Source organism: Marinomonas gallaica (assembly GCF_049821165.1).
Taxonomy (GTDB): domain Bacteria; phylum Pseudomonadota; class Gammaproteobacteria; order Pseudomonadales; family Marinomonadaceae; genus Marinomonas; species Marinomonas gallaica.
Map to the genome: position 1 here is coordinate 3269864 of NZ_CP187511.1, position 22015 is coordinate 3291878.

The window sequence follows — 22015 nt, forward strand, 5'->3', positions numbered from 1 at the left end:
CAGAGGTTTAAGTGACGCTGTCAAAGATATTAAGATCTAATTAAACGACGCTCACCAATCAGTGCTTTGATGATGCAGTAACACATCGCAAGCATCAGCAAAGAGAATGGAATCGCGGTTGCGGTCACACCTGCTTGGAGTGCCGACAAACCACCACCGATCAAGAGCACGATGGCAATTAGCCCTTCTACGATCGCCCAGAAAATACGCTGTGGACGCGGTGCATCGATTTTACCACCAGAGGTAATGGTATCCACGACCAACGATCCTGAGTCAGACGACGTCACAAAGAACACCAACGCCAACACAATCGCTAAACACGATACAACACCGGAGAATGGGAAGTCATTCAACAAACCAAAGATCGACAATTCTGGGCGGTAACTGTCAATTACATAACTCTTAACCAGGCTGCCAGATGGATCAGAATAGATTTGATCTAACGCCATGCCACCAAAAACGCCCATCCAAATAAAGATGAACAGACTCGGTACCACCAAGACACAGAAAATGAACTCACGCACGGTACGACCACGTGAAACACGTGCAATAAACATCCCTACAAATGGAGACCAGCTAATCCACCATGCCCAGTAGAAGACTGTCCAACCTTGACGGAAGGCATCATCATCACGGCCCAAAGGAGCAGATAAAGGAATAAATTCCGTAACATAGGTTGATAAGCCTGACCAAATGCTTTCCAAGCCCACCATGGTCGGTCCAACCAATAGGACGAACAAGAAGAACAGTACAGCCATGATCATATTAAACTCAGACAGTTTCTTTAAACCGCCTTCCAATCCACGCCAGACTGACACCAATGCAACCGCTGTGACGGCCAAGATGACAATGACTTGAGTCATCGTGGTCACTTCTATGCCAAACACAAAATTGAATCCGGCATTTGCCTGCTGTGCGCCCAGCCCCAGCGATGTCGCCAAACCAAACAAGGTGGAAAAGACGGCCAAAATATCAATAATGTCGCCCCACCAACCCCAGACACGGTCGCCAAGGATGGGGAAAAAAACAGAGCGAATCGAAAATGGTAGCCCTTTATTATAGGTAAACAGGGCCAAACCTAATGCCATGATCACATACACAGCCCAGCCATGAATGCCCCAATGCAAAAATGTTCCGGCTAATCCCATCGCTGACGCCTCAGCCACCGCATCAGGGTTTAGCTGACCATCCGCACCAAAAGGAGACGTAATGCCTAGCGGCAAGGAAACGTTAGCGTGGTAAACAGGCTCTAGCACGCCAAAAAACAACAGGCCCACTCCGATACCAGCGGTAAACAGCAACGCAAACCAAGACAGGTAACTGTGATCAGGCGTTGCATCTTTGCCACCTAGTCGAACTTTACCGAACGACGAAAACGCTAAGAAAATACAAAATAGGATAAAAAAATCAACTAAGCCGAGAAAGTACCAATCCAGCTTTTCATTTGAAAATGACACGATAGATTGGAAAAGGGTCCCGGCTTTTTCAGGAAATACCAACGTAAGAATTATAAATATAATCGCTGCGAGTGCAGAAATAATAAACACTCGGTTGTGGATATCGAAGCCTAGCGGACCTAATTTTCCAACAATATTATCTTGTCCCACAACATAATCTGTCTTCATGTCGCTATGATTATGAGAATGCTGGGGCTTGTTCAGATCAGTCATGTGCCCCCCATTGAGACGTAAAGTCACTTTTTATACGGTCAGTTCTATAACTCATCTGAGATCCTTTTTGAGTGGTAGCCATTTTATCAAAGCTTTTTTGCAGCGCCCCTATATATCATAGATTCGGCCCATTTAATGAAATTTAGACAAAATGCCTTTTTATAATTTAAAGTGTATACATTTAAATAGTTATGATGATTTCTACTGTATACCTTAACATGCTAATGTTATTATCGATCGAATAATTCATAAAAATATTTTATCACTTAAGAAATTAAGCACCGTCCATCTATAACAACTCTATGTTAATGCTGCTCTTCACCGATTTCTTGCTGCTCTTTAGCAAGCTTCATAAAACGCTTATGGATTCGTCTAGTTGCCCACCACACACCACCGATAACCAAAGGCACTGACAGCCCGACAGCAAGGCTTTTATCAATGGGAGCACCGTTTTCATAAGCGGCTTCAATTAAGTATTTGATCAAGCCCACACTGTAATAAGAAATCGCAGCGACCGATAAACCTTCAACCGTATGCTGCATGGCAAGCTGAATTTTTGATCGACGATCCATAGAGGCTAACAAGTGCTGATTTTGAGATTGGATCGACATTTCAACGCGAGTCCGCATCATCTCTGAAACACGATCGATACGACGCGACAGATTTTCTAAATGCTCGCCGGTCGCCTTACATGTTCTAACAGCAGGCGTTAATCGACGCGTCATAAACTCGGTAATGGTTAAATGCCCAGAAACCTCGTCTTCACGCAGCTCTGTCAAGCGCTTTAAAACTAAATCATGGTACGCAGATGTAGCACTGAAGCGAAAGGTGGTACTGGCACGGGCCGACTCGACCCATGCCGCCATATCAATGATTTTACTTAAAACTTCCTGCTCATTTAGATCGTGACTTGCATCCGACAGCTGAGTTGTTAGTTCTGCAAGATTGCGATCCATCTGCGCTAAATGTTGGTTGTAATGTCGCGCTAAGGGCAAACCTAACAGGGCAATCAAGCGATACGACTCTACTTCGATTAAACGCTGCACCATTCGACCTAACTGACTGTTACTCATTTCACGGTTATAAACTAAGATGCGCCCAAAACCATCACTGTGAATTCTAAAGGTGGTCCAAACTTGCGCTGCCCCAGCTTGCGGCTGGCTGCCCACTAGACGCATCCCTTCAAAATAAGATTTAACTTCGGCGAGTTCCGGCTCCGGTTTTTGGGTCGTATCCTCAATGGCGACATGGAAAGCTGAGACGACCGTACCACCTAACCTCACAAGCCACTCTTTTGGAAGTCGGCTCACCCCCGTATTGGCAAACGGGTCAGCAAGAAATGGCTGACCTTGATTAATCACGGTATAGGACACGAACTCAAGATGTGTTTCTCGACGAATGCGCACATCACCAAAATCGGCTTCCAAGCACACAGAATCATGACTTGGCGGAATTTGATCAAAATAGGCGTACAGCTCACAAAAATGCTCAAAGTCGGCTTGCTTTCGAGACACATCGATCATTACAGCGAGGTAACTAATTCGTGCTGGGCTAGGAATGACATGAAAGGGACGCGAATGCAGTTCAGCGTAAAGCGCATCGCGCTGTTCATGCATAGTCAATCCGTAAGGGTTTGCGGCGGAGTTCACAGTTAAGTCTCTATTTTTGTTATAACAATACCTAAATCATTGGCTTTATTGCGTTTCATTGCAACTTAATGGGCTCACTATCAGCTGAAATTTTCTAATAGTTTGATACAGACTATTTGCGTCTTCGTCTTAATAACTTCACCTCCATGTCATATTTACTTGGCACACTGGCCCATCAATATGGAGAATGTTATGACCCTAAACCCGTTTCGCCGCTTTATGACACCGCGGGCACAGTCAATTAACCTTATCAAACTAGAGCAAGAGCATCCTATTCATGAGGTCGATCCTTGTTACTTATCCTTCTCCATCGACATATCACTGATTATTGGCGGACAGTGGTGGGAAGGCAGTAAAAGCTCAAGCCGAGGACTCGGCACTAATCGCGTGCCCCCTTTAGAACTTAACCACCCCAAGCTTAGCCAATACGTTGAGCATCTAAAGCCTGCCTACCTTCGCATTGGTGGCTCTGAAGCCGATACTATCCATTATTTTTGCTGTCAGCAGTTGCCCCACGACAAAGAACCCGAACTCAGCGAGGCCATTTGGAATCGTCTATTAAGCTTTATCAAACAACACGATCTCAAATTTATGTTTACGTTCAAATACGGTGCTTTTGAGCGTAATCAGCATGGCAAATGGAATGGGGCAGACAGCGCGGCGCTGCTGCAATACACGCTTGATCACGGTGTCAACATTGATGTCTGCGAATTGGGTAACGAGTTAAACGCTTATTGGGCCTTTCACGGCTTAACTGCTCAACCTAGAGCAAAGCAACTGGTGCTCGATTATCAGCGTTTTATTAATCAGGTCAGACTCATCAATCCAAACAGTCGCATTGCTGGACCCGGCAGTGCTTTTTGGCCTTACTTGGGTGAGACCATTAAATATCTATCGAACATTACGCCTAGGTTTCTGGAACAACTTGAAGGACAACTCGACATAGTCGACTGGCATTACTATCCGTTCCAAAGCCAGCGTTCCCCCGTTAGAACACGTACAGCACGAATTGAAAAGCTGCTCGATCAGCGATCTTTACTGGATTTTGAAGCTTTCTCAAATCAATTAGAAGCTTATCGTCAAAAGCATCAACCCCAAGCAGAGCTCTGGACTGGGGAATCAGGCTCAGCTCAATGCGGTGGACAACCTAAGCTCTCGGATCGCTTTGCCTCTTGCTTTTGGTGGGCAGATCAGCTTGGCCGAGGCGCCAAATTGGGTCAAAAAGTCATGATTCGCCAATCCCTTATTGGCGGAGACTACGGCTTAATTCAACGCAAGAGCTTAAAGCCTAACCCTGACTTTTGGGTGAGCTGGCTATGGAAACGTTTGATGGGACAACAGGTCTATCAAGTGAGCTGCCAAAATCCTGATTTGATTGTTTATTGCCACGGTGGCCACAAACAAGATCGTATGACCTTGTTGATCATTAACATGACTGGACGTGTTCACCGACTACGCTTCCAGTCTTTTGGCTCGCCAAAGAAACGCTATGAAATCACGGCGGACTCACTCACCAGCAAAAAGGTTTTAATTAATGGTGTTAACCCTCGGTTCCGAAAGGGGAAAGTACGCTTAAAGGACTTCCCCAAACTCCCGAAGCTGGATTTGGTCGCCCCCTACAGCATTAATTTCTGGACCTTCGCCGACTTAGAGAACGAGAAAGAAGCCATCTTTGGTGAAGATGTTTTCTAATTACACACCACCTCAATTATCAGGGATAACTAAACTGCTTCGACAGGCAGCGGTCTCCTTCCTCACGCAAGTGATCTAAAAAAGCTTGCATGACAGGTGTCGGTTGCTTGCTGCTTGGATACACCGCACACCAGCTACGCTTCAAGGGGAACCCTTTGATCGTTGGCATCACCAAGGTGCCCAACCGCAACTCGGCAATCACATTAGCAAGCGGCAGTAACGCAACGCCTAACCCCGCTAATACGCCATGTTTAATCGATTCATTTGAGCCTAACTCCATAATAGGCTTCAGCTGAAGACGATTATCTTTGCAAAATCCTTCTATAGCCGCGCGAGATCCTGATCCTTTTTCTCGTTGCAAAAAACCTATATCAAAAAACTGCTGCGCAGACATCGTTTGACTCTGAAGGATGGCGTGATCTTGACGCACAACAGGCACCAATAAGTTATCAAAGAAAGGCTGCCGATTAAGCAGTCGAGTGTCCGGCACAATACCGGTAATCGCCATATCGTCTTGGTTTTGCAACAACCGTTCAGTGGCGTTGGTTCGATTGAGTACCGTCAAACGCGCTTCTACTTGCGGATATTTTTCTAAAAAACCTTTCAGTAAATATGGCACAACAATCTCTGCAGAGCTCACCACACACAAACGTAGCTCCCCCCTGAGTTGACCTTCTAATTGATAAAGATCCATTTGTAGCGTTTCTAAATCACTGAAAATTTCTCGCACCACTCGTTCTAGCTGGGCACCTGCAGGGGTGACATAGAGCTGCTTACCGACGTAATCGAACATGGATTGACCAAGTGCCGCTTCTAATTGTTTCATCTGCGCGCTCACCGCAGGTTGTGTTAAACCCAACTCCTCAGCCGCTCTGGAATAGCTAAGCTTATGAAACACCACCTGAAACACCTGCAATTGACGAAATGTCAGTCTATTTAAAAGCTGACCAAGCGTGTAAACCATATCTTAAGCCTATGAATTATATAATATTTAAATAAAGTATAAGCTATTACTTATGGTATACCAAAAAAATATCAATTATTTATTTTTGTAACTTTAGAATACTGTAAGTCCATGCTTGATTTGAGCGCATGGAGAGAATAATGCTGAAGAAAATATTGATTGCTAACCGTGGAGAGATTGCCGTTCGTATCGTACGTGCATGTGCCGAAATGGGCATTCGCTCGGTGGCAATTTTCACTGAGCCAGATCGCCACGCACTTCACGTAAAGCGTGCTGACGAAGCTTACAGCATGGGTGAAGACCCACTTGCAGGCTACCTTGATGCACGACGTATCGTGAACCTTGCCGTTGAGACAGGCTGTGATGCCATTCATCCAGGCTATGGTTTTTTGTCGGAAAATGCTGAATTTGCTCAAATCTGTCAAGATCGCGGCATCACCTTTATCGGCCCTAAAGCCGAGGTGATCTCGAAGATGGGCGACAAAACCCAAGCCCGTAAGAGCATGATCTCTGCAGGCGTGCCGGTGACGCCAGGTTCTGAAGACAACCTTGCCGACATTGAAGAAGCTATTACGCTGGCGAATAGTATCGGTTACCCGGTAATGCTTAAAGCAACGTCAGGCGGCGGTGGCCGTGGTATCCGTCGCTGTGATAGCGAACAAGAATTGCGTGACCAGTACCCGCGTGTCATCTCGGAAGCGACAAAAGCCTTTGGTTCTGCGGAAGTTTTCCTTGAGAAATGCATCGTTGATCCAAAACACATCGAAGTTCAGATTTTAGCGGACAGTCAAGGGGAAGCGATTCACCTATACGAACGTGATTGTTCGATTCAGCGCCGCAACCAAAAGCTGATTGAGATTGCGCCAAGCCCTCAATTAACACCAGAACAGCGCTCGTACGTGGGTGAGCTAGCTGTCAAAGCCGCCAAAGCAGTGGGCTATGAAAACGCGGGGACAGTGGAGTTTCTGGTAACCGGCAATGACATTTTCTTCATGGAGATGAACACTCGTGTTCAAGTAGAGCACACTATTACCGAACAAATTACCGGTGTTGACATTGTTCGTGAACAGATTCGTGTTGCCTCTGGTTTGCCTTTGAGCTACCGCCAAGAAGACATTTCGTTTCGTGGTTATGCGCTGCAGTTCCGTATCAATGCGGAAGACCCAAAGAACAATTTTTTACCAAGCTTCGGCCGTATTACGCGCTACTACGCACCTGGCGGACCAGGCGTACGAACCGATACTGCCATTTACACAGGTTACACCATTCCACCGTACTTCGACTCCATGTGTCTGAAGTTGGTTGTCTGGGCATTAAGTTGGGAAGATGTATTGGATCGTGGTGCTCGTGCGCTCGCTGACATGCGCTTGCAAGGGGTTAAAACCACTGCCAATTACTACCAAGAAATACTGAAAAACGATGAATTTAGAAGCGGCTTTTTTAATACCAGCTTCGTACCAAATCACCCTGAGCTATTGAATTACTCGGACAAGCGCGCCCCAAGTGAAATTGCCTTGGCAATCGCTGCAGCCATCGCTGCGCACTCAGCGGTCTAAGAAGAGAACAAGGAGAATACCTAATGAGCAAAGTACAGGTTACAGACGTCATCTTAAGGGATGCACACCAGTCTTTGATTGCGACACGCATGCGCACCGAAGATATGCTTCCTATCTGCGACAAGCTTGACGCGGTTGGCTTCTGGTCTCTTGAAGTTTGGGGTGGCGCAACGTTTGACGCATGCGTACGCTTCTTAAAAGAAGACCCATGGGAACGCCTTCGCGAGCTACGCAAAGCGCTGCCTAATACGCGCTTACAAATGCTTTTGCGCGGTCAAAACCTACTGGGGTATCGCCACTACGCTGACGACGTTGTTGAAGCATTTGTTGCCAAAGCCGCTGAAAATGGCATCGACGTATTCCGCGTATTTGATGCTTTAAATGATCTACGCAACCTTGAAACGGCGATCAAAGCGGTCAAGAAAGCAGGCAAGCATGCTCAAGCGACCATCTGTTACACCACCAGTCCAGTGCACACTTTAGAGCTGTTTGTGGAACAAGCGCAAGCGCTAAAAGATATGGGCGCTGACTCCATTGCTATCAAAGACATGGCAGGCTTGCTAACGCCTTACGCGACTTACGATTTAGTGAAAGCGATCAAAGACAATGTGGATTTACCATTGTTTGTACACAGTCATTCTACGGCGGGTCTAGCGCCACTGTGTCAGCTAAAAGCGATCGAAGCCGGTGCCGAGCACATTGATACAGCGATTTCATCGTTTGCATCAGGCACCAGCCACCCAGCAACAGAGTCTCAAGTCGCCGCACTTAAAGGCACTAAATGGGACACGGGCTTAGACCTAGAACTGCTGACAGAAATCGCGGACTATTTCAAAGAAGTGCGTAAAAAATACCACCAATTTGAAAGCGAATTCACGAAAGAAGACGTATCAGTACAGATCAACCAAGTTCCTGGCGGCATGATGTCGAACCTTGCGAATCAGCTAAAAGAGCAGCAAGCATTAGACCGAATCCGTGAAGTGTTCGCAGAAATTCCACGCGTACGCGAGGATTTAGGCTTCCCTCCTCTGGTGACGCCGACGTCACAAATCGTAGGGACTCAAGCGGTTATGAACGTGCTGGCGGGCGAACGCTACAAAACCATCACCAACGAAGTAAAACGCTACTTACAAGGTGGTTACGGTCATCCGCCAGCAGCGGTTAACCCTGAGGTTCGTACCAAAGCGATTGGCTCTGAACTGCCAATAGAGGGCCGACCTGCAGACGCTTTAGGCGCTGAAATGGACCGCCTACGTAAAGACATCGGTGATTTAGCCAAAAGCGAAGAAGATGTGCTGACTTACGCCATGTTCCAAGACATTGGCAAGCAATTCCTAGAACAACGCGCAGCTGGCACTTTAGTTCCTGAAGCACTAGAGCCCATTGCTAACGCTGGAGCGACTAAAGCATCAGCGCCCGTTTCAACAGAATTCAAAATTGATGTGCATGGTGAAACTTACCAAGTTGAAATCACCGGCATTGGCGGCGACTCTTCTGGTAAACGCCATGTTTACTTAACGCTTGATGGTATGCCTGAAGAAGTTCTGTTTGAGTCACTCAACGAATACGACGGTGGCGCAATCACTGGTAGCAAACGTGGCAAAGCAACAGGACCGGGTGACATTACGACCAATATGCCAGGCAACATTGTCGATGTATTAGTCAATGTTGGCGATGATGTTAAAGCTGGCCAATCGGTTTTAATTACTGAAGCCATGAAGATGGAAACTGAAATCCAAGCACCTATCGCCGGTAAAGTGGCGGGGGTTCATGTAATCAAAGGGGATCGCGTTACACCAGGCGAAACCTTAGTCGAGATAGTTCCGCACTAACTTATAGTGTGTTGTTCTTTACAGGAGGCCTTTGGCCTCCTTTTTTTTGGCAAGTTGTTTGCTTGTTAACTATGCTAAAGCACGCATATAAAACAATATGTGCTACCTGCGTCATGGCGAAGGTTTAGTGGCTATGAGAACATCGGTGGAACTTGATAATGATCAGGCTCGACAGGAGAAATCGAATGAACTGGCGTAAAGGAAGCATAAGCCCATTTTTAACTTACTCTATTATTCTATTTTTTATCTTTGATGGTACAGCACTGGGCTTAAACATATGGCTAACACAACGCATCCAAAGCCAAACCATTGAACTCAACCTTGCTGGCCGCCAACGTATGCTGTCACAAAAAATGGTGAAAGAGTTTCTCTACGCCCCACCCAGCGCTACGAACCAGACACAACTCACAACACTGAAAGAAAGCGTTAGTTTATTTGATCGTACATTAAGCGCTTTTCGTAATGGCGGCACGACCATCAACACGGACAATACATTAGTCACCATTGAGTCATTTCAACACCGCCCTTACTACCCTCTTGTTGAACAAGGCTGGAATAATTGGCTGCCGCTTAGGACACAAGTGCTGAGCTACATCAACACGCCATCCCCAAGCCTTTATGTCGCTCTCAACCAAGCGTTTGCGGAGCAAAACAATCTCCTGTTAAACAATATGAATGCGCTAGCACTGGCCATAGAGCAACAAGCTCGTTATGAAACAGGAAAGATACGCTTCCTCCAAGCGATTGCACTCTTATTAGGTATGATCAACTTTGTTACTGCGTACTGGCTCTATCGCAACCGTATAAACGCACTAGAACATGAAAAGACATTGATTGAAGCACTTTTGCAAGACATGCCTTCAGCGGTGGCCGTTACCGATGATGACGGCCTTATTGTCCAAGCAAACCGAAAATTTATGACGCTTCTGGCTATAGATTCTGACGCCCTAAACCGACAAAAAATACACGATCTCATCGTTCCTTTAGACGATCAGTCTAACTTGTATCAGCTATCAAATCTGGCATTTAAACACGCCATCTTGAAAGTGGAGAAATCCAGTGCTTTTGATAATGGTCGACACATGGCTATCTGGCAAATCGAAGATGTTAGCCATGATATGGCTGAACGTGAACATCTTACGAGCCTTGCCTATAAAGATCCTTTAACCAGTCTAGAGAATCGCGTAGCGTTTGAAGACCACCTCAAAGCACTTAATCAAACATCTGGTAACGATGCATTGCATGCCATCATGTTTTTAGATTTAAACAATTTCAAACACGTAAACGATAACTTTGGTCATAACAGAGGCGACATCATTTTGCGTGAGGTTGGACTGCGCCTTAAACAGTTTATCAGCCCTGGTATTAAAATCGCTCGACATGGCGGCGATGAATTCACCATTCTGTTACAGAACATAGAAGACGAAGAGCACGCTATTTGTTGTGCAAAAGAAATCATTGAAGCCCTCAAGACGCCTTATTACGTTGGACTTGAAACACTGCACATCAACGCAAGCATTGGCATCACTTCTTTTAAAGGCCAGCAAGAAGACCCATCGCATCTCATTACAAACGCCGATAGAGCTATGTATCAGGCTAAACTAAAGCCAGATACGCCCAACATTCACTGTGCCCCCTTTAATGGTTAAGGCGATAGCCAATACCAGGGGCATTACTAATTAAAGTTGGCGCTGACGGCATTTTTTCGATTTTTTGTCTCAGCTGGGCAATATGTACGCGAATTTTCTCTGTGCTCCCCGTAAACTGATTGCCCCATACGTCTCGCCCTATCTGGCTGTACGTTAAAACTTTATTAGGTTGTTTTAAGAAGAGTTCGAGTAGCCGAAATTCAATCGGTGTCAGATGGATAGCGTCATCAACACCGTCTAAATAAACGGTTCGCGCATCAAGATTTACGTTTAAGTGCTGAACATGAAAGGTCGAGGGAGTTGCTTCATTCTCTTGTACTAAACGCCTCAAAGACACGCGAATACGAGCTAACAGCTCCCCTGAACTGAATGGTTTAGCCACATAGTCATCCGCCCCCAAATCCAATGCTGTGATTTTATCAAAATCCGTATCCCTAGCAGAGATGACTATAATCGGAGCTGTCATCTGTGGTTTAAACGCACGAATAAAATCATGACCACTACCATCAGGTAACCCAAGATCTAGCAAACAAAGATCAACCAATAGAGCCCCTGACATGACGGCCGACGCTTGTTCGATAGTATTGGCAAGAGATACTTTAAAGCCTGCTGACTCGCACAATGTTTTCAAAAAACTTTGCATGGACGCATCATCTTCAATTACTAATATGTGCTGCATTACTGCTCCTCCCAACAAATTCGAGCACTGACTTGATTCGACTGTTTCTGAAAAAGAAACTCTCCACCATGCAGCTTCGCAATGGCATCACATATCAAAAATCCCAAGCCGTTACCCGAGTCTGTTTGAGGTGTATTTTGTTCACCCAATCCATTGATCACCTCAAGGCAGTAAGCCGTTTGAATACGACTAAATTGGATTTTGCATGGCGCGCTCCCATGGCGACTCGCATTATCAATCAAGTTGGCTAGTGCAATCTCTAACAACGCACTGTCGCCTTTCACCGAATCCACCCCATAGTCCACCGAAAAACCGTCAATTTGGCTCGCTTTGATACGAACAAAAGCCGAGCTAACTAAATCCACACATGGCAACGTGAGCCAGTCACTGGTTGTTTGCAAATCACGGATACGACTGAGTTCCAACATTTTATCGATCTGATTTTTTAGAATTAAACTTTGTTGATAAATATTAGATATTTGCTCTTGCTGCTGCGACTTAGATAACACAATCGAATCTTCCATTAGCAAACTGGACGCCCCCATAACAGTTCCCAGAGGCGTACGAAGATCATGCCCTATCGAGCGAAGTAAATTTGCTCGAATCTCTTCTCGTTCTTTTAAGCGCATAGTGGCTTGCTTTTCAAGTTCAACTATTTGATTGCGTTGAGCAAGTTGTGCGATGAACACCCCCACCGCGAGCATCACACCAAAACTCACAAAATAATCAAAATTATGGACCGCCAAGGTGTAGTATGGATCTACAAATAATACATCCACAAACAGTACGCTGGTCACACTTGCAACTATTGCTTCACTCTTACCGAAACGAAAGCCAATAAACGTTACACAAGCCACTCCCAGCAACATAACATCACTCACTGTTACGTACTGTCGAAGGGGCAACGCCAGCAAAATAATGCCAGCAGGAACCCCCGCTGACACAATATATTGCATCCATGGTTTAGTGAATTTATTCAAAACAAGCTCCCAAAGGTATTGGCGCTACGCACGCCATAAGTAAGGCGTAAAGATAGCAATGACAGTGAAGTACTCTAAGCGCCCCAAAATCATCGTGAACGACAACAACCATGTGGCGACATCCGTAAGCGGCGAAAAGTTATTTCCCAACGCACCAAAACCTGGCCCCAACACATTTAAACACGCAGCAACGCCACTCAACGCGCTGAAAAAATCCACGCCAGTTAGCATTAATAACAAAGTAAGCAAGATTGTTGTTAATGCCGCTAAACACATAAAAGCCATCACACTGTGCCGTATCTGTTCATTCACTGGCCGCCCCTGATAGCGCATGGTAAACACAGCACTGGGATGAATCAGTTGCTTTACCTCCAGCAGTATGGCTTTAAATGAAATAATATTTCGCACCACCTTATTGCCACCTGCGGTAGAACCTGCACACCCACCAATATAACCAACAACCAGTAATAAAATAATCGATGCACCCTGCCACTGCGTAAAATCGCCAGCGCCGTACCCCGTACTGGTCATAAACGACAATACGTGAAATGTTGCTTGAGTTAGGGCTTTTAAAACATGTGTTTCATCTGAAAATTGCAGTAGCTGCTGCATTACCAATAACGAAAAGAATAGTGCAAGGAGTAAAAACCAACGACACTCTTCGTCTTTCCAATACAGCGCAAGGCGTTTTCCCGCGACAACTCTATAATGTAACGAGAAACTAATCGCCCCAAGCGCCATAAAAATACAGCTCACCCATAGAATTAAACTGCTTTCAAAATAACCCATACTGGCATCATGGGTTGAAAAACCACCTGTAGAGACAGTTGTTAAACTGTGAGCAATGGCATCATAAACACTCATTCCTGCCAGCCAATAGCTCATTGCACAGGCTACGGTAATCAATAAGTACACATACCAAAGATAATGTGCGGTATTCTTTACTCTTGGCGTCAGCTTTACATCTTTTACGGGGCCAACTGTCTCAGCTTTAAGCAGTCGCATACCACCAATGTTGAGCATTGGCAGTACTGCGACAACAAAAATCACAACCCCCAGTCCTCCCATCCATTGTAGGAACTGACGGTACATTAAAAAACTTTTAGGCATACTATCTAAGCCACTTAAAATAGTTGCGCCTGTCGTCGTTAATGCGCTTATCGACTCAAACACTGCATCCGTCCAGCTTACTTGCGTAATACTATAAATAGGAACAGCGCCAAGTAGACCAACAGATATCCAGGTAAGCACAGCAAACAGAATCGCTTCCTTAGTATTCACGGAAGAGAAGCGATATTTTCGTGCCCCAAACAATACCATTAAAGAGCATACAATGGTCATTAAGGCACTTGTAAGAAACCCTTTAGTCACACCATCTTGAAAGAGGTAATGTGACAACTCCGCAAATATTAGCTGGATGACGCCCATCCACAACATAGGCAGGGAGAGTAAGCGGGACATTAGAATGAAACGAATCATAAAGCCTCATAATACAAAGTAATGAGGCTATTCTAGTAATTGACTTATTAATTAGGTGTAAAGCTTTTAGCCAACCTATTAAGAAACTATAAAGTTTGGCTTACATCACTAATAAACTGACCAGCCTATATGCTTAGTCATGGACTCTAATGCCGCAACACCCGCAGTGGAGTTCCCTACTTTATTCAAGGCTGGCGACCATACGCACACCGAAAAACGATTTGGTACAATCGCGACGATGCCACCTCCGACACCACTTTTCCCAGGAAGTCCGACTTGAAAGGCGAAACTGCCCGCTTCATCGTACATACCACTGGTGGCCATTAACGCATTCACTTGTCGTGCCTCTTGCTCCGAAAGCACCTGTTCATTACTGATGGAACAAAATCCTTTGTTCGCTAAAAAGTTAAACGCTTTCGCCAGATCAACACAGCTCATTCTCAATGCGCAATTAGCAAAATAGCTTTTCAGCACCTCTTCAACTTCATTCTCAAAATTACCGTTAGACTTCATTAAGTGAGCCATCGCCGCATTTCTATGACGAAACTCATACTCTGAGTCTGCAACTTTCAAGTCTGTTTTGAGTTCTGGATTGCCTGATATCCGGCGTACGAACTCACTCATTGCGTAATGTGGCGAAGCAAATCGTGACTGGTTCATATCACTTATCACAAGCGCCCCAGCATTAATAAATGGGTTACGAGGTACACCGTTTTCATATTCAAGCTGAACCAATGAGTTAAATGGCAAACCTGATGGCTCGCGGCCAACACGCTGCCACATCCCCTCTCCATAATGCTTGATTGCCAATGTTAAACTGAATACTTTAGAAATACTCTGAATGGAAAACGGCACCTCAGCATCGCCGATTTGATAAAGCTCACCTTTATTACTAAAGATGGCTATGCCGAATTGATTAGGGTCGACGCTTGCTAATGCTGGAATGTAGTCAGCCACTTTGCCCTGTCCAACAAGAGGTTTTACATCGTCATAAATCGTGCGCAGTAAGGATTGCATAAAGAGCCTTAGTTCTTGGGGGATTAGTCTTATAATTTTGGCCACAGATTGTGCCAGAACTGCTTCGAAAGCAGAACGAAAAATTATGTCCACCATGACGCAGAATCTTGTTTTCCTAATCAGTTACTATTGTGCAACAGTGTGTTTCATTGCTTTTAAGCAGTCGCTAATATAAATTGATATCCATTCTCAATTAGAACCGAACTATGAGGTCACTGTTGTGTCAAAGCCAACATCGCGTTTATTAAAGGTCATTCGTAAAGAGTACGTTACCGCCAATATGCTCAGGGTTACGCTTGGTGGTGAAGCGCTCGCAGGTTTCCCTGAAGACCAAGAAGGTGGCTACATTAAGTTTATATTTCCTACTACGGATGGTAGCCGCTTGATGCGGACTTACACTATCCGTCAACAACGCCAACATGAACTTGATGTCGACTTTGCACTGCATGGGGACTCTGGTGTGGCATGTCTCTGGGCATTACATACGCAAACAGGAGACCAGATTCAAGTGGGTGGCCCTGGGCCCAAAAAACGTATTTCAGAATCTGCAGACTGGATGATTTTTGTCGGCGACATGACGTCTTTACCCGCTATCAGCGTTAATTTAGCCAACTTACCTAGCGAGTCTAAAGGCTATGCCATTCTGGAAGTGCAAACCGAGGCTGATATCCAAACACTGCAAAAACCAGACGACATTGAACTCAAATGGATCATAAACCCTAATCCTGGACAAGACAGTCAATCGCTATTAGAACATGTGAAGACACTTAAATGGTTAGATGGCAACGTTGCAATTTGGGCCGCATGCGAATTCAGCTCTATGCGTGCGTTACGTGCGTTCTTTAAAGAACGTAGTGACGTTGAGAAAGGTAATTTATACATCTCAAGTTACTGGAAGCACGGTCTCAACGAAGATCAACACAAAATTGAAAAGCGCGAAGACCTAGATAAAAATGACGCTGTGTAATACAACCGAAACACATAAACCAGAGCACTTTTCCATCTAGTTTAAGTCTAGAAAAAATCAGGAATTGCATAACACTGTGCAAGCAACACTAAGTGGATTGCCAAGCTAGATCGAACTAAATATTCTCAAATGGTTAGATCTTTCTAGGGGGACTACCTGATGAAACTTATCATACGTAAAAAACAGCTTGGCTCATTATCATCCATCTTGGTGTTGTCTTTATTTCAGCCTTCTGCAAGCGCTGATGAGGCGCTCTCTACCTCCACGTCGTCGGGCTATGAAACATACCTTGAAGAGCGTCCGATCGAGGCTTCTGATTATAAGGCCCTACCGTCAGCTTATCGTGTACACAGCCGTCTCACTCGCGATGCATCAGATTCAGGCCATTACGCTTATAAGGCCAATATTAGCCAAGTATTTGATGACTATTACCAGGCTCTGGAAAAATTAGAGGAGCATTATCAAGACAACATTGACGATGTCTTAGATCACTATGAGTCCGAGCTTCGTATGGCTAAATTAGAGCCAAACTATGAATTACGCCAAACTTCTGAAGCGAAGCAACGTGCGCGCGCAAACCTTAAATCGCTCAAACAAAAGCACTTCTTAAAACGAGCAGAGCTGGAGAAGAAATTTCATATCAGCTAGATATCCTGCCCTGTAAATTCGTCAACAACACGATTACGGCCATGTTTTTTAGCAACATAAAGCAGCTCATCCACTTTCATGATCAATTCTTCAGCCGTGTAGTCACGCTGCTCTAACATATACACACCAACGCTGACTGTTAACATTCCTGTGTCGCTGTTCGGGTTTTCTATGTTCAAGTTTTGTACTGCTGATAATATTCGATCCGCTAGCGCAACCACTTCTGAGTGCTCAGCGTCTCGGTTAACGATAAAAAACTCTTCACCGCCAAATCGGTAATGGCTTGAAGGGTTGGGTAATAGTTTGTTAACCGTACTAGCGACTTGGCGCAATGCCTCATCTCCTGCCACATGCCCAAACGAATCATTAAATTGCTTGAAATGATCAATGTCGTAAAACACTAAGCCAACAGATTCACTAGCCACAGGCCATTGCTTCACTAATGACTCGAGGGCTTCATGCAGCGCCATACGATTATACGTAGACGTTAAATGATCGGTCATCGCTCTACTTTGCCATGCCTCTTTTTCTGTCTCACTCTTATGTCCGCGGCGGTGTTGAATTTCAAGCAAAAGCCACAGCATGATAGCGAGCGCAAATACCGAGATAACCCCCACGTTCATCCAAAACTGGTTCGCCCTAGAATCAATTAGCGCGCGCTCAATTAAATTGGCTTTTAGCTCATCTTGGCTTCTACCCACGTCATCATAACACGTTAAAATTTCAGCCCATATTTGGTATCTAAAAGCACGTTTCGCACCTTTTTCTACGTCATCACGCAGTGTCAAGATATCATCCAACGCAGGTTGAACACATTCGTAACGCTCTAAATAGCGGCCAATATTTAAATAGGCATAAGCAAGATCAAATTGCGCCAATGCTTCTTCGCGAACAAGTGAGTTCTCTTCTGCTGCATCATTAAGGGTCTCTATCAATGGAAGGACGTTCAAAAGATACTTTTTTGAGCGATCGACCATAGCATGGTCATAAATACCATGGTCACGATTAAACAGTGCGCGTAACGAACCATCAAACCTTACAGTATTCACCAACACCAGAGTAATGACGACCGTAATGGACAATAAACCGACACCTAAAATACTCAGTGTTCTCGAAGGTTTAGTCATCAATGACCTCAATCTTCTTAATCATCCAAACCCAGTCATCGAATAAAGAGATATTGCGAACATCTCTGCCACCTAGATCTGTTTCAATAATTCTAGACGGGCCATGCTCTCGGATGGATAAAGGCTTACTGTCTTCTTTCACCACAAGCATCAAAGGCCGCGAGTCGATGTTTTTCAAGGTCATTTTGTAGCCATCAATGGCATCTATGACGACAGTGTTTGCGTTAACGTTTAGATTCTGTTGCAGGAATAAAGAAAGGTCATAACCTTCATAAACGACCTCTTGTCTTCGAAAAGGGCCATACATTTTGTGGGTAAAGTTGCGGTTTTCAATAAGCTCTTGCTGAGAAAAGACGACTACTTTGTTTTGGTATTGCAGGGTCAAAGCTAACGCTGGCTGGCTAACCGCTAGAAGAGCAATACTCAGAAGTGTAATAACAGCGTTCATATCGTTGTAATCCTTAACAGAATTAAAGCAGAAAAAACTTACGCTCTTTCTGCTTTATTCATTCCAAAAAGCATTACAACTTATTCGTACATGCGGATTTAAACGCGTTCAAAAATCGTTGCAATACCTTGCCCCATACCAATACACATGGTCGCTAAACCAAACTGAGCATCACGCGCCTGCATCTGATGCAAAAGTGTCGTCGATATACGTGCTCCTGAACAACCAAGTGGATGACCAAGCGCAATCGCTCCGCCATTTAAGTTGACTTTATCGTCCATCTGGTCAAGAACCTTTAGATCTTTTAACACAGGAATGGATTGCGCCGCAAACGCTTCATTGACTTCGATCAAATCCATGTCGGTAACAGTGAGTCCAGCGCGCTTAAACGCCTTCTTAGTGGCTGGCACTGGACCATACCCCATTATCGCCGGATCACAACCTGCTACCGCCATGCTTCTCACTTTCGCAATCGGCGTAAGACCGAGCTCTTGAGCTTTAGCGGCAGACATCATCAACAATGCTGACGCGCCGTCGGATAAAGCCGAAGACGATCCGGCTGTAACCGTTCCACCTTTGGGCATAAAGACTGTTGGCAAGCTCGCCAAGCCTTCCATTGATGTTTCTGGGCGAATCACCTCATCCACTTCTACTAGCACTTTATTGCCTGCGCCATCATGTCCTTCAATAGGAATGATTTCGTTTGTAAAACGTCCATTCAGTGTTGCCTCATAAGCCTTCTGGTGAGATCGAACGGCAAATTCATCTTGCGCTTCACGACTGATACCATGCATTTTACCTAACATCTCTGCAGTAACGCCCATCATCATAGAAGCTTTCGCCATGTGCTTGGACAACCCCGGATTAACATCTACCCCATGCATCATAGGCACATGCCCCATGTGCTCTACACCACCGACGACAAAAATATCCCCTTGCCCTGTCATGATCGCTTGAGCGGCTGTATGAATGGCAGACATCGAAGAACCACATAAACGGTTTACGGTTTGCGCTGCAGTCGTCACGGGCATACCAGCTAACAGCGCCACAGCACGCGCCATATTAAAACCTTGTTCAAGCGTTTGATTCACACATCCCCAAATTAAGTCCTCAATCTCAGCAGGATTGACCGCAGAGTTACGCGCTAGTAAGGCTTTTACCAACTCAGCTGATAAGTTTTCTGAGCGAACATTACGGAACACACCGTTTTTGGACTTCCCCATCGGAGAGCGAACTGCGTCGACAATAACGACATCGTTTGGATTTAATTTCATGATTAAGCTCCTATCTTCCTATGGGTATTAGTACTGATGGTAATGTTTTTGTTGAGCCGCCATATCTCGCATCATAGCAGTAGGCTCATACAATTTACCTAGGTGTTGGTACTGATCGGCCAACTCACAGAAAGCCGCTAACCCCATTTCATCCATATAGTGCAGCGCACCGCCTAAATATGGGGGAAAACCAATCCCGTATACCAATCCCATGTCCGCCTCGGCGGCAGACGCAACGATGTTATCTTCTAGGCAGCGTGCGGTTTCAATGCACAAAGGAATCATCATACGTGCAATGATATCGCTGTCTTCAAATGCCTTCGTTTCACCACTTAGATCTTGCAATATACTTTCGGCTTCAGCAGATTTAAGCTTTTTCGGTTTACCTTTACGGTCTTGTTCGTATTGATAAAAACCACTACCCGATTTCTGGCCAAAGCGGCCCAATGAGAAGAAACGATCAATCGCATTTTCACCGTCATGACCCATACGGTCAGGGAAACCTTCTGCCATAACTTGATCGGCATGGTAAGCCGTATCAATGCCAACCACATCCAGCAAGTAAGCTGGCCCCATTGGCCAACCAAAGCGCTCCATCACTTTATCAACCGCTTGGTAATCTGCACCATCTCGCAGCAAGGCCGAAAAGCCTGCAAAATATGGGAACAACACACGGTTTACTAAAAAGCCTGGACAGTCATTAACAACAATCGGGGTTTTGCCAAGCGCTTGAGCATAAGCAACGGTCTTGGCAATCGTGGCATCAGAGGTTTTTTCACCACGAATGACTTCGACTAGCGGCATGCGGTGCACAGGGTTAAAGAAATGCATACCACAGAAATTCTCTGGGCGTTTCAGAGCTTGTGCCAGTAAGTTGATGGAAATCGTTGAGGTGTTTGATGCCAAGATTGCATCGTCACGCAGATGAGACTCTGTTTCCGCCAATACTGATTGTTTAATTTTTGGATTTTCGACCACTGCCTCAACCACTAAGTCTACATTCTCTACCTCGCCATAAGTAAGCACTGGCGTAATTTTGCTTAATCCCTGCATGGCCTTATCGGTAGTTAACTTACCGCGCTCGACTTGTTTTCCAAATAACTTACTCGCCTCGTTTATACCCAGTTCAAGAGCATCTTGGCGAATGTCTTTCATTACAATCGGTGTGCCTTTGGAAGCAGACTGATATGCCACCCCACCGCCCATGATACCTGCACCGAGCACCGCCGCGTGCGCCACACGTTCGGTATTTTTGGTGTAACCGGATGCCACTTTTTTAACATGCTGATCATTTAAGAACAAACCAACCAAAGATCGCGCAACGGGTGACTTGGCCATTTTCACAAAGCCTTTGATTTCAGTGTCAACGGCTTTATCAATCGATTGAAAAATGCCTTTTTCGACAGATTTAATCGCTTCCATCGGCGCTGGATAATGCTTTCCGGCTTTGGCACCAACGACGGCGCGTACGGTCTCAAAAATCATCATTTTTTCGATTGACGAAAATTGCATAGGCTGTTGCAGAGCATTACGACGCGCTTGGTAATCTAATTTACCGTCTAGTATCTGTTGCATAAGGTGTTCTGCGGATGCCACAACCTGATCTGCGGCAACGACGGCATCAACCGCTCCTTCTTTCATCGCATCATCACTGCGCTTCTGCTGACCGCCACAAATCCACTCGCAGGCGTTATCCACACCAATCAAGCGAGGTAAACGAACGGTTCCACCCCAACCAGGGTAAATACCCAACTGAGTTTCTGGCAAGCCGACTTTGGCTGAGTCCGCCATCACTCGATAATCACACGCTAGGCAGAGTTCAAAGCCGCCCCCTAATGCAAGCCCATTAATGGCCACTACGGATGGTATGGGTAAGTTTGAAAGCTTGGTGAAGATATCGTGTGTTTGTTTTAGCTTTTGTGTCAGTTGCTCATCATCAAGCTGGAACCACCCCATGAATTCGGTGATATCTGCCCCCACAACAAAGGCGTCTTTAGCACTGCTAATAATTAAACCTCGTGCAGTGCTGCCTTGCTCTAATTGAGTGACTACGTCCGCCAATTCTGCAAGCGCTTGAGCACCGAATTTATTGACAGAACTGTCTTTAAGATCCAACGTCAGGGTCGCAATCCCTGACTCGTTCGTTACCACTCGAAGCGTTTTTCCTTCGAACTTCATACTCGCCTCCACCTTTTATTTTTATGGCCTTAGAGCGCTTTTGCGCATTTGGGCGCAGTCTTAACATTTCATTCATTAAGCTTAGAGAGATGGTATCTTTCCTCAATAACAAAAAAGACTCTGTTTAGTGACATTTTGTACCAAGATTTAAGCGGATTGGGCTAGGATTGATACGTAATATTTTCCAGAACGTAGCGCAAATAAAA

General features: G+C 45.3%; 17 protein-coding genes. 6 read left to right on the top strand and 11 right to left on the bottom strand.

Annotated features, from left to right (window positions below; all coding sequences use genetic code 11):
* Positions 1–29: 29 nt before the first annotated feature.
* The gene (locus ACPUEK_RS15410) at positions 30–1670 is read right to left on the bottom strand and encodes a BCCT family transporter (RefSeq protein WP_425641336.1); all 1641 of its coding nucleotides are present in this window, start codon (positions 1668–1670) and stop codon (positions 30–32) included.
* A 305-nt stretch (positions 1671–1975) separates the two neighbouring features.
* Positions 1976–3286, bottom strand: a complete 1311-nt coding sequence (locus ACPUEK_RS15415; protein ID WP_425641338.1) for a DUF3422 family protein — start codon at positions 3284–3286, stop codon at positions 1976–1978.
* A gap of 225 nt (positions 3287–3511) precedes the next feature.
* On the opposite strand from ACPUEK_RS15415, the gene ACPUEK_RS15420 reads away from it, so the two are divergent.
* Complete coding sequence (locus ACPUEK_RS15420; RefSeq protein ID WP_425641340.1) at positions 3512–5011, top strand: glycoside hydrolase; 1500 nt, start codon at positions 3512–3514, stop codon at positions 5009–5011.
* Between the two features lie 19 nt (positions 5012–5030).
* On the opposite strand, the gene ACPUEK_RS15425 is transcribed toward ACPUEK_RS15420, so the two are convergent.
* Positions 5031–5975: a LysR family transcriptional regulator gene (locus tag ACPUEK_RS15425; RefSeq protein ID WP_067218357.1), complete on the bottom strand. Its 945-nt coding sequence runs from the start codon at positions 5973–5975 to the stop codon at positions 5031–5033.
* A gap of 140 nt (positions 5976–6115) precedes the next feature.
* Here ACPUEK_RS15425 and ACPUEK_RS15430 point away from each other — a divergent pair, with 140 nt between their 5' ends.
* The 3 genes from ACPUEK_RS15430 to ACPUEK_RS15440 all read left to right on the top strand — a co-directional run bounded on the left by ACPUEK_RS15430 (position 6116) and on the right by ACPUEK_RS15440 (position 11012).
* Positions 6116–7531, top strand: coding sequence for an acetyl-CoA carboxylase biotin carboxylase subunit (locus tag ACPUEK_RS15430; protein ID WP_067218354.1), 1416 nt, complete (start codon positions 6116–6118; stop codon positions 7529–7531).
* 23 nt (positions 7532–7554) lie between these two features.
* Positions 7555–9363: a sodium-extruding oxaloacetate decarboxylase subunit alpha gene (gene oadA / locus ACPUEK_RS15435; RefSeq protein ID WP_425641341.1), complete on the top strand. Its 1809-nt coding sequence runs from the start codon at positions 7555–7557 to the stop codon at positions 9361–9363.
* Positions 9364–9548: 185 nt separating this feature from the next.
* Complete coding sequence (locus ACPUEK_RS15440; RefSeq protein WP_425641342.1) at positions 9549–11012, top strand: diguanylate cyclase domain-containing protein; 1464 nt, start codon at positions 9549–9551, stop codon at positions 11010–11012.
* On the opposite strand, the gene ACPUEK_RS15445 is transcribed toward ACPUEK_RS15440, so the two are convergent.
* From ACPUEK_RS15445 to glsB, 4 genes are all read right to left on the bottom strand, one after another.
* Positions 11002–11691 (bottom strand): response regulator, encoded by a 690-nt coding sequence (locus ACPUEK_RS15445; protein ID WP_425641344.1) that lies wholly within the window; start codon positions 11689–11691, stop codon positions 11002–11004. The genes ACPUEK_RS15440 and ACPUEK_RS15445 overlap by 11 nt on opposite strands.
* A complete protein-coding gene (locus tag ACPUEK_RS15450; RefSeq protein WP_425641346.1) occupies positions 11691–12671 on the bottom strand; it encodes a sensor histidine kinase in 981 nt (326 codons plus the stop codon). The genes ACPUEK_RS15445 and ACPUEK_RS15450 overlap by 1 nt, the downstream gene beginning before the upstream one ends.
* 24 nt (positions 12672–12695) lie before the next feature.
* A complete protein-coding gene (locus ACPUEK_RS15455) occupies positions 12696–14150 on the bottom strand; it encodes a TrkH family potassium uptake protein (RefSeq protein ID WP_425641348.1) in 1455 nt (484 codons plus the stop codon).
* Positions 14151–14258: 108 nt separating this feature from the next.
* Positions 14259–15167, bottom strand: coding sequence for a glutaminase B (glsB, locus tag ACPUEK_RS15460; RefSeq protein WP_425641349.1), 909 nt, complete (start codon positions 15165–15167; stop codon positions 14259–14261).
* A gap of 220 nt (positions 15168–15387) precedes the next feature.
* On the opposite strand from glsB, the gene ACPUEK_RS15465 reads away from it, so the two are divergent.
* Together ACPUEK_RS15465 and ACPUEK_RS15470 are read left to right on the top strand one after the other, a co-directional pair.
* Positions 15388–16134: a siderophore-interacting protein gene (locus ACPUEK_RS15465; RefSeq protein ID WP_425641350.1), complete on the top strand. Its 747-nt coding sequence runs from the start codon at positions 15388–15390 to the stop codon at positions 16132–16134.
* Positions 16135–16293: 159 nt separating this feature from the next.
* Entirely contained in the window at positions 16294–16782 is a 489-nt protein-coding gene (locus tag ACPUEK_RS15470) for a hypothetical protein (protein WP_425641351.1), read from the top strand.
* Here ACPUEK_RS15470 and ACPUEK_RS15475 read toward each other — a convergent pair.
* The 4 genes from ACPUEK_RS15475 to fadB form a co-directional block, all read right to left on the bottom strand.
* Positions 16779–17909, bottom strand: coding sequence for a GGDEF domain-containing protein (locus ACPUEK_RS15475; RefSeq protein WP_425641352.1), 1131 nt, complete (start codon positions 17907–17909; stop codon positions 16779–16781). The two genes, ACPUEK_RS15470 and ACPUEK_RS15475, sit on opposite strands and share 4 nt — an antisense overlap.
* On the bottom strand, positions 17902–18357 hold the full coding sequence (locus tag ACPUEK_RS15480) for a hypothetical protein (RefSeq protein ID WP_067218328.1): 456 nt from the start codon (positions 18355–18357) through the stop codon (positions 17902–17904). The genes ACPUEK_RS15475 and ACPUEK_RS15480 overlap by 8 nt, the downstream gene beginning before the upstream one ends.
* A 98-nt stretch (positions 18358–18455) precedes the next feature.
* Complete coding sequence (fadA, locus tag ACPUEK_RS15485) at positions 18456–19631, bottom strand: acetyl-CoA C-acyltransferase FadA (RefSeq protein ID WP_067218325.1); 1176 nt, start codon at positions 19629–19631, stop codon at positions 18456–18458.
* A gap of 27 nt (positions 19632–19658) precedes the next feature.
* Positions 19659–21809, bottom strand: coding sequence for a fatty acid oxidation complex subunit alpha FadB (gene fadB, locus ACPUEK_RS15490; RefSeq protein ID WP_425641353.1), 2151 nt, complete (start codon positions 21807–21809; stop codon positions 19659–19661).
* Between the last annotated feature and the right edge of the window lie 206 nt (positions 21810–22015).

Bases quoted from the DNA above. Each gene is read 5' to 3' on its own strand.
- ACPUEK_RS15455 (WP_425641348.1), bottom strand. From the start codon at position 14,150: ATGATTCGTTTCATTCTAATGTCCCGCTTACTCTCCCTGCCTATGTTG.
- fadB (WP_425641353.1), bottom strand. From the start codon at position 21,809: ATGAAGTTCGAAGGAAAAACGCTTCGAGTGGTAACGAACGAGTCAGGG.
- oadA (WP_425641341.1), top strand. From the start codon at position 7,555: ATGAGCAAAGTACAGGTTACAGACGTCATCTTAAGGGATGCACACCAG.
- ACPUEK_RS15445 (WP_425641344.1), bottom strand. From the start codon at position 11,691: ATGCAGCACATATTAGTAATTGAAGATGATGCGTCCATGCAAAGTTTT.
- ACPUEK_RS15470 (WP_425641351.1), top strand. From the start codon at position 16,294: ATGAAACTTATCATACGTAAAAAACAGCTTGGCTCATTATCATCCATC.
- ACPUEK_RS15420 (WP_425641340.1), top strand. From the start codon at position 3,512: ATGACCCTAAACCCGTTTCGCCGCTTTATGACACCGCGGGCACAGTCA.
- ACPUEK_RS15415 (WP_425641338.1), bottom strand. From the start codon at position 3,286: ATGCATGAACAGCGCGATGCGCTTTACGCTGAACTGCATTCGCGTCCC.
- glsB (WP_425641349.1), bottom strand. From the start codon at position 15,167: ATGCAATCCTTACTGCGCACGATTTATGACGATGTAAAACCTCTTGTT.
- ACPUEK_RS15480 (WP_067218328.1), bottom strand. From the start codon at position 18,357: ATGAACGCTGTTATTACACTTCTGAGTATTGCTCTTCTAGCGGTTAGC.
- ACPUEK_RS15430 (WP_067218354.1), top strand. From the start codon at position 6,116: ATGCTGAAGAAAATATTGATTGCTAACCGTGGAGAGATTGCCGTTCGT.
- ACPUEK_RS15440 (WP_425641342.1), top strand. From the start codon at position 9,549: ATGAACTGGCGTAAAGGAAGCATAAGCCCATTTTTAACTTACTCTATT.
- ACPUEK_RS15425 (WP_067218357.1), bottom strand. From the start codon at position 5,975: ATGGTTTACACGCTTGGTCAGCTTTTAAATAGACTGACATTTCGTCAA.
- fadA (WP_067218325.1), bottom strand. From the start codon at position 19,631: ATGAAATTAAATCCAAACGATGTCGTTATTGTCGACGCAGTTCGCTCT.
- ACPUEK_RS15410 (WP_425641336.1), bottom strand. From the start codon at position 1,670: ATGACTGATCTGAACAAGCCCCAGCATTCTCATAATCATAGCGACATG.
- ACPUEK_RS15475 (WP_425641352.1), bottom strand. From the start codon at position 17,909: ATGACTAAACCTTCGAGAACACTGAGTATTTTAGGTGTCGGTTTATTG.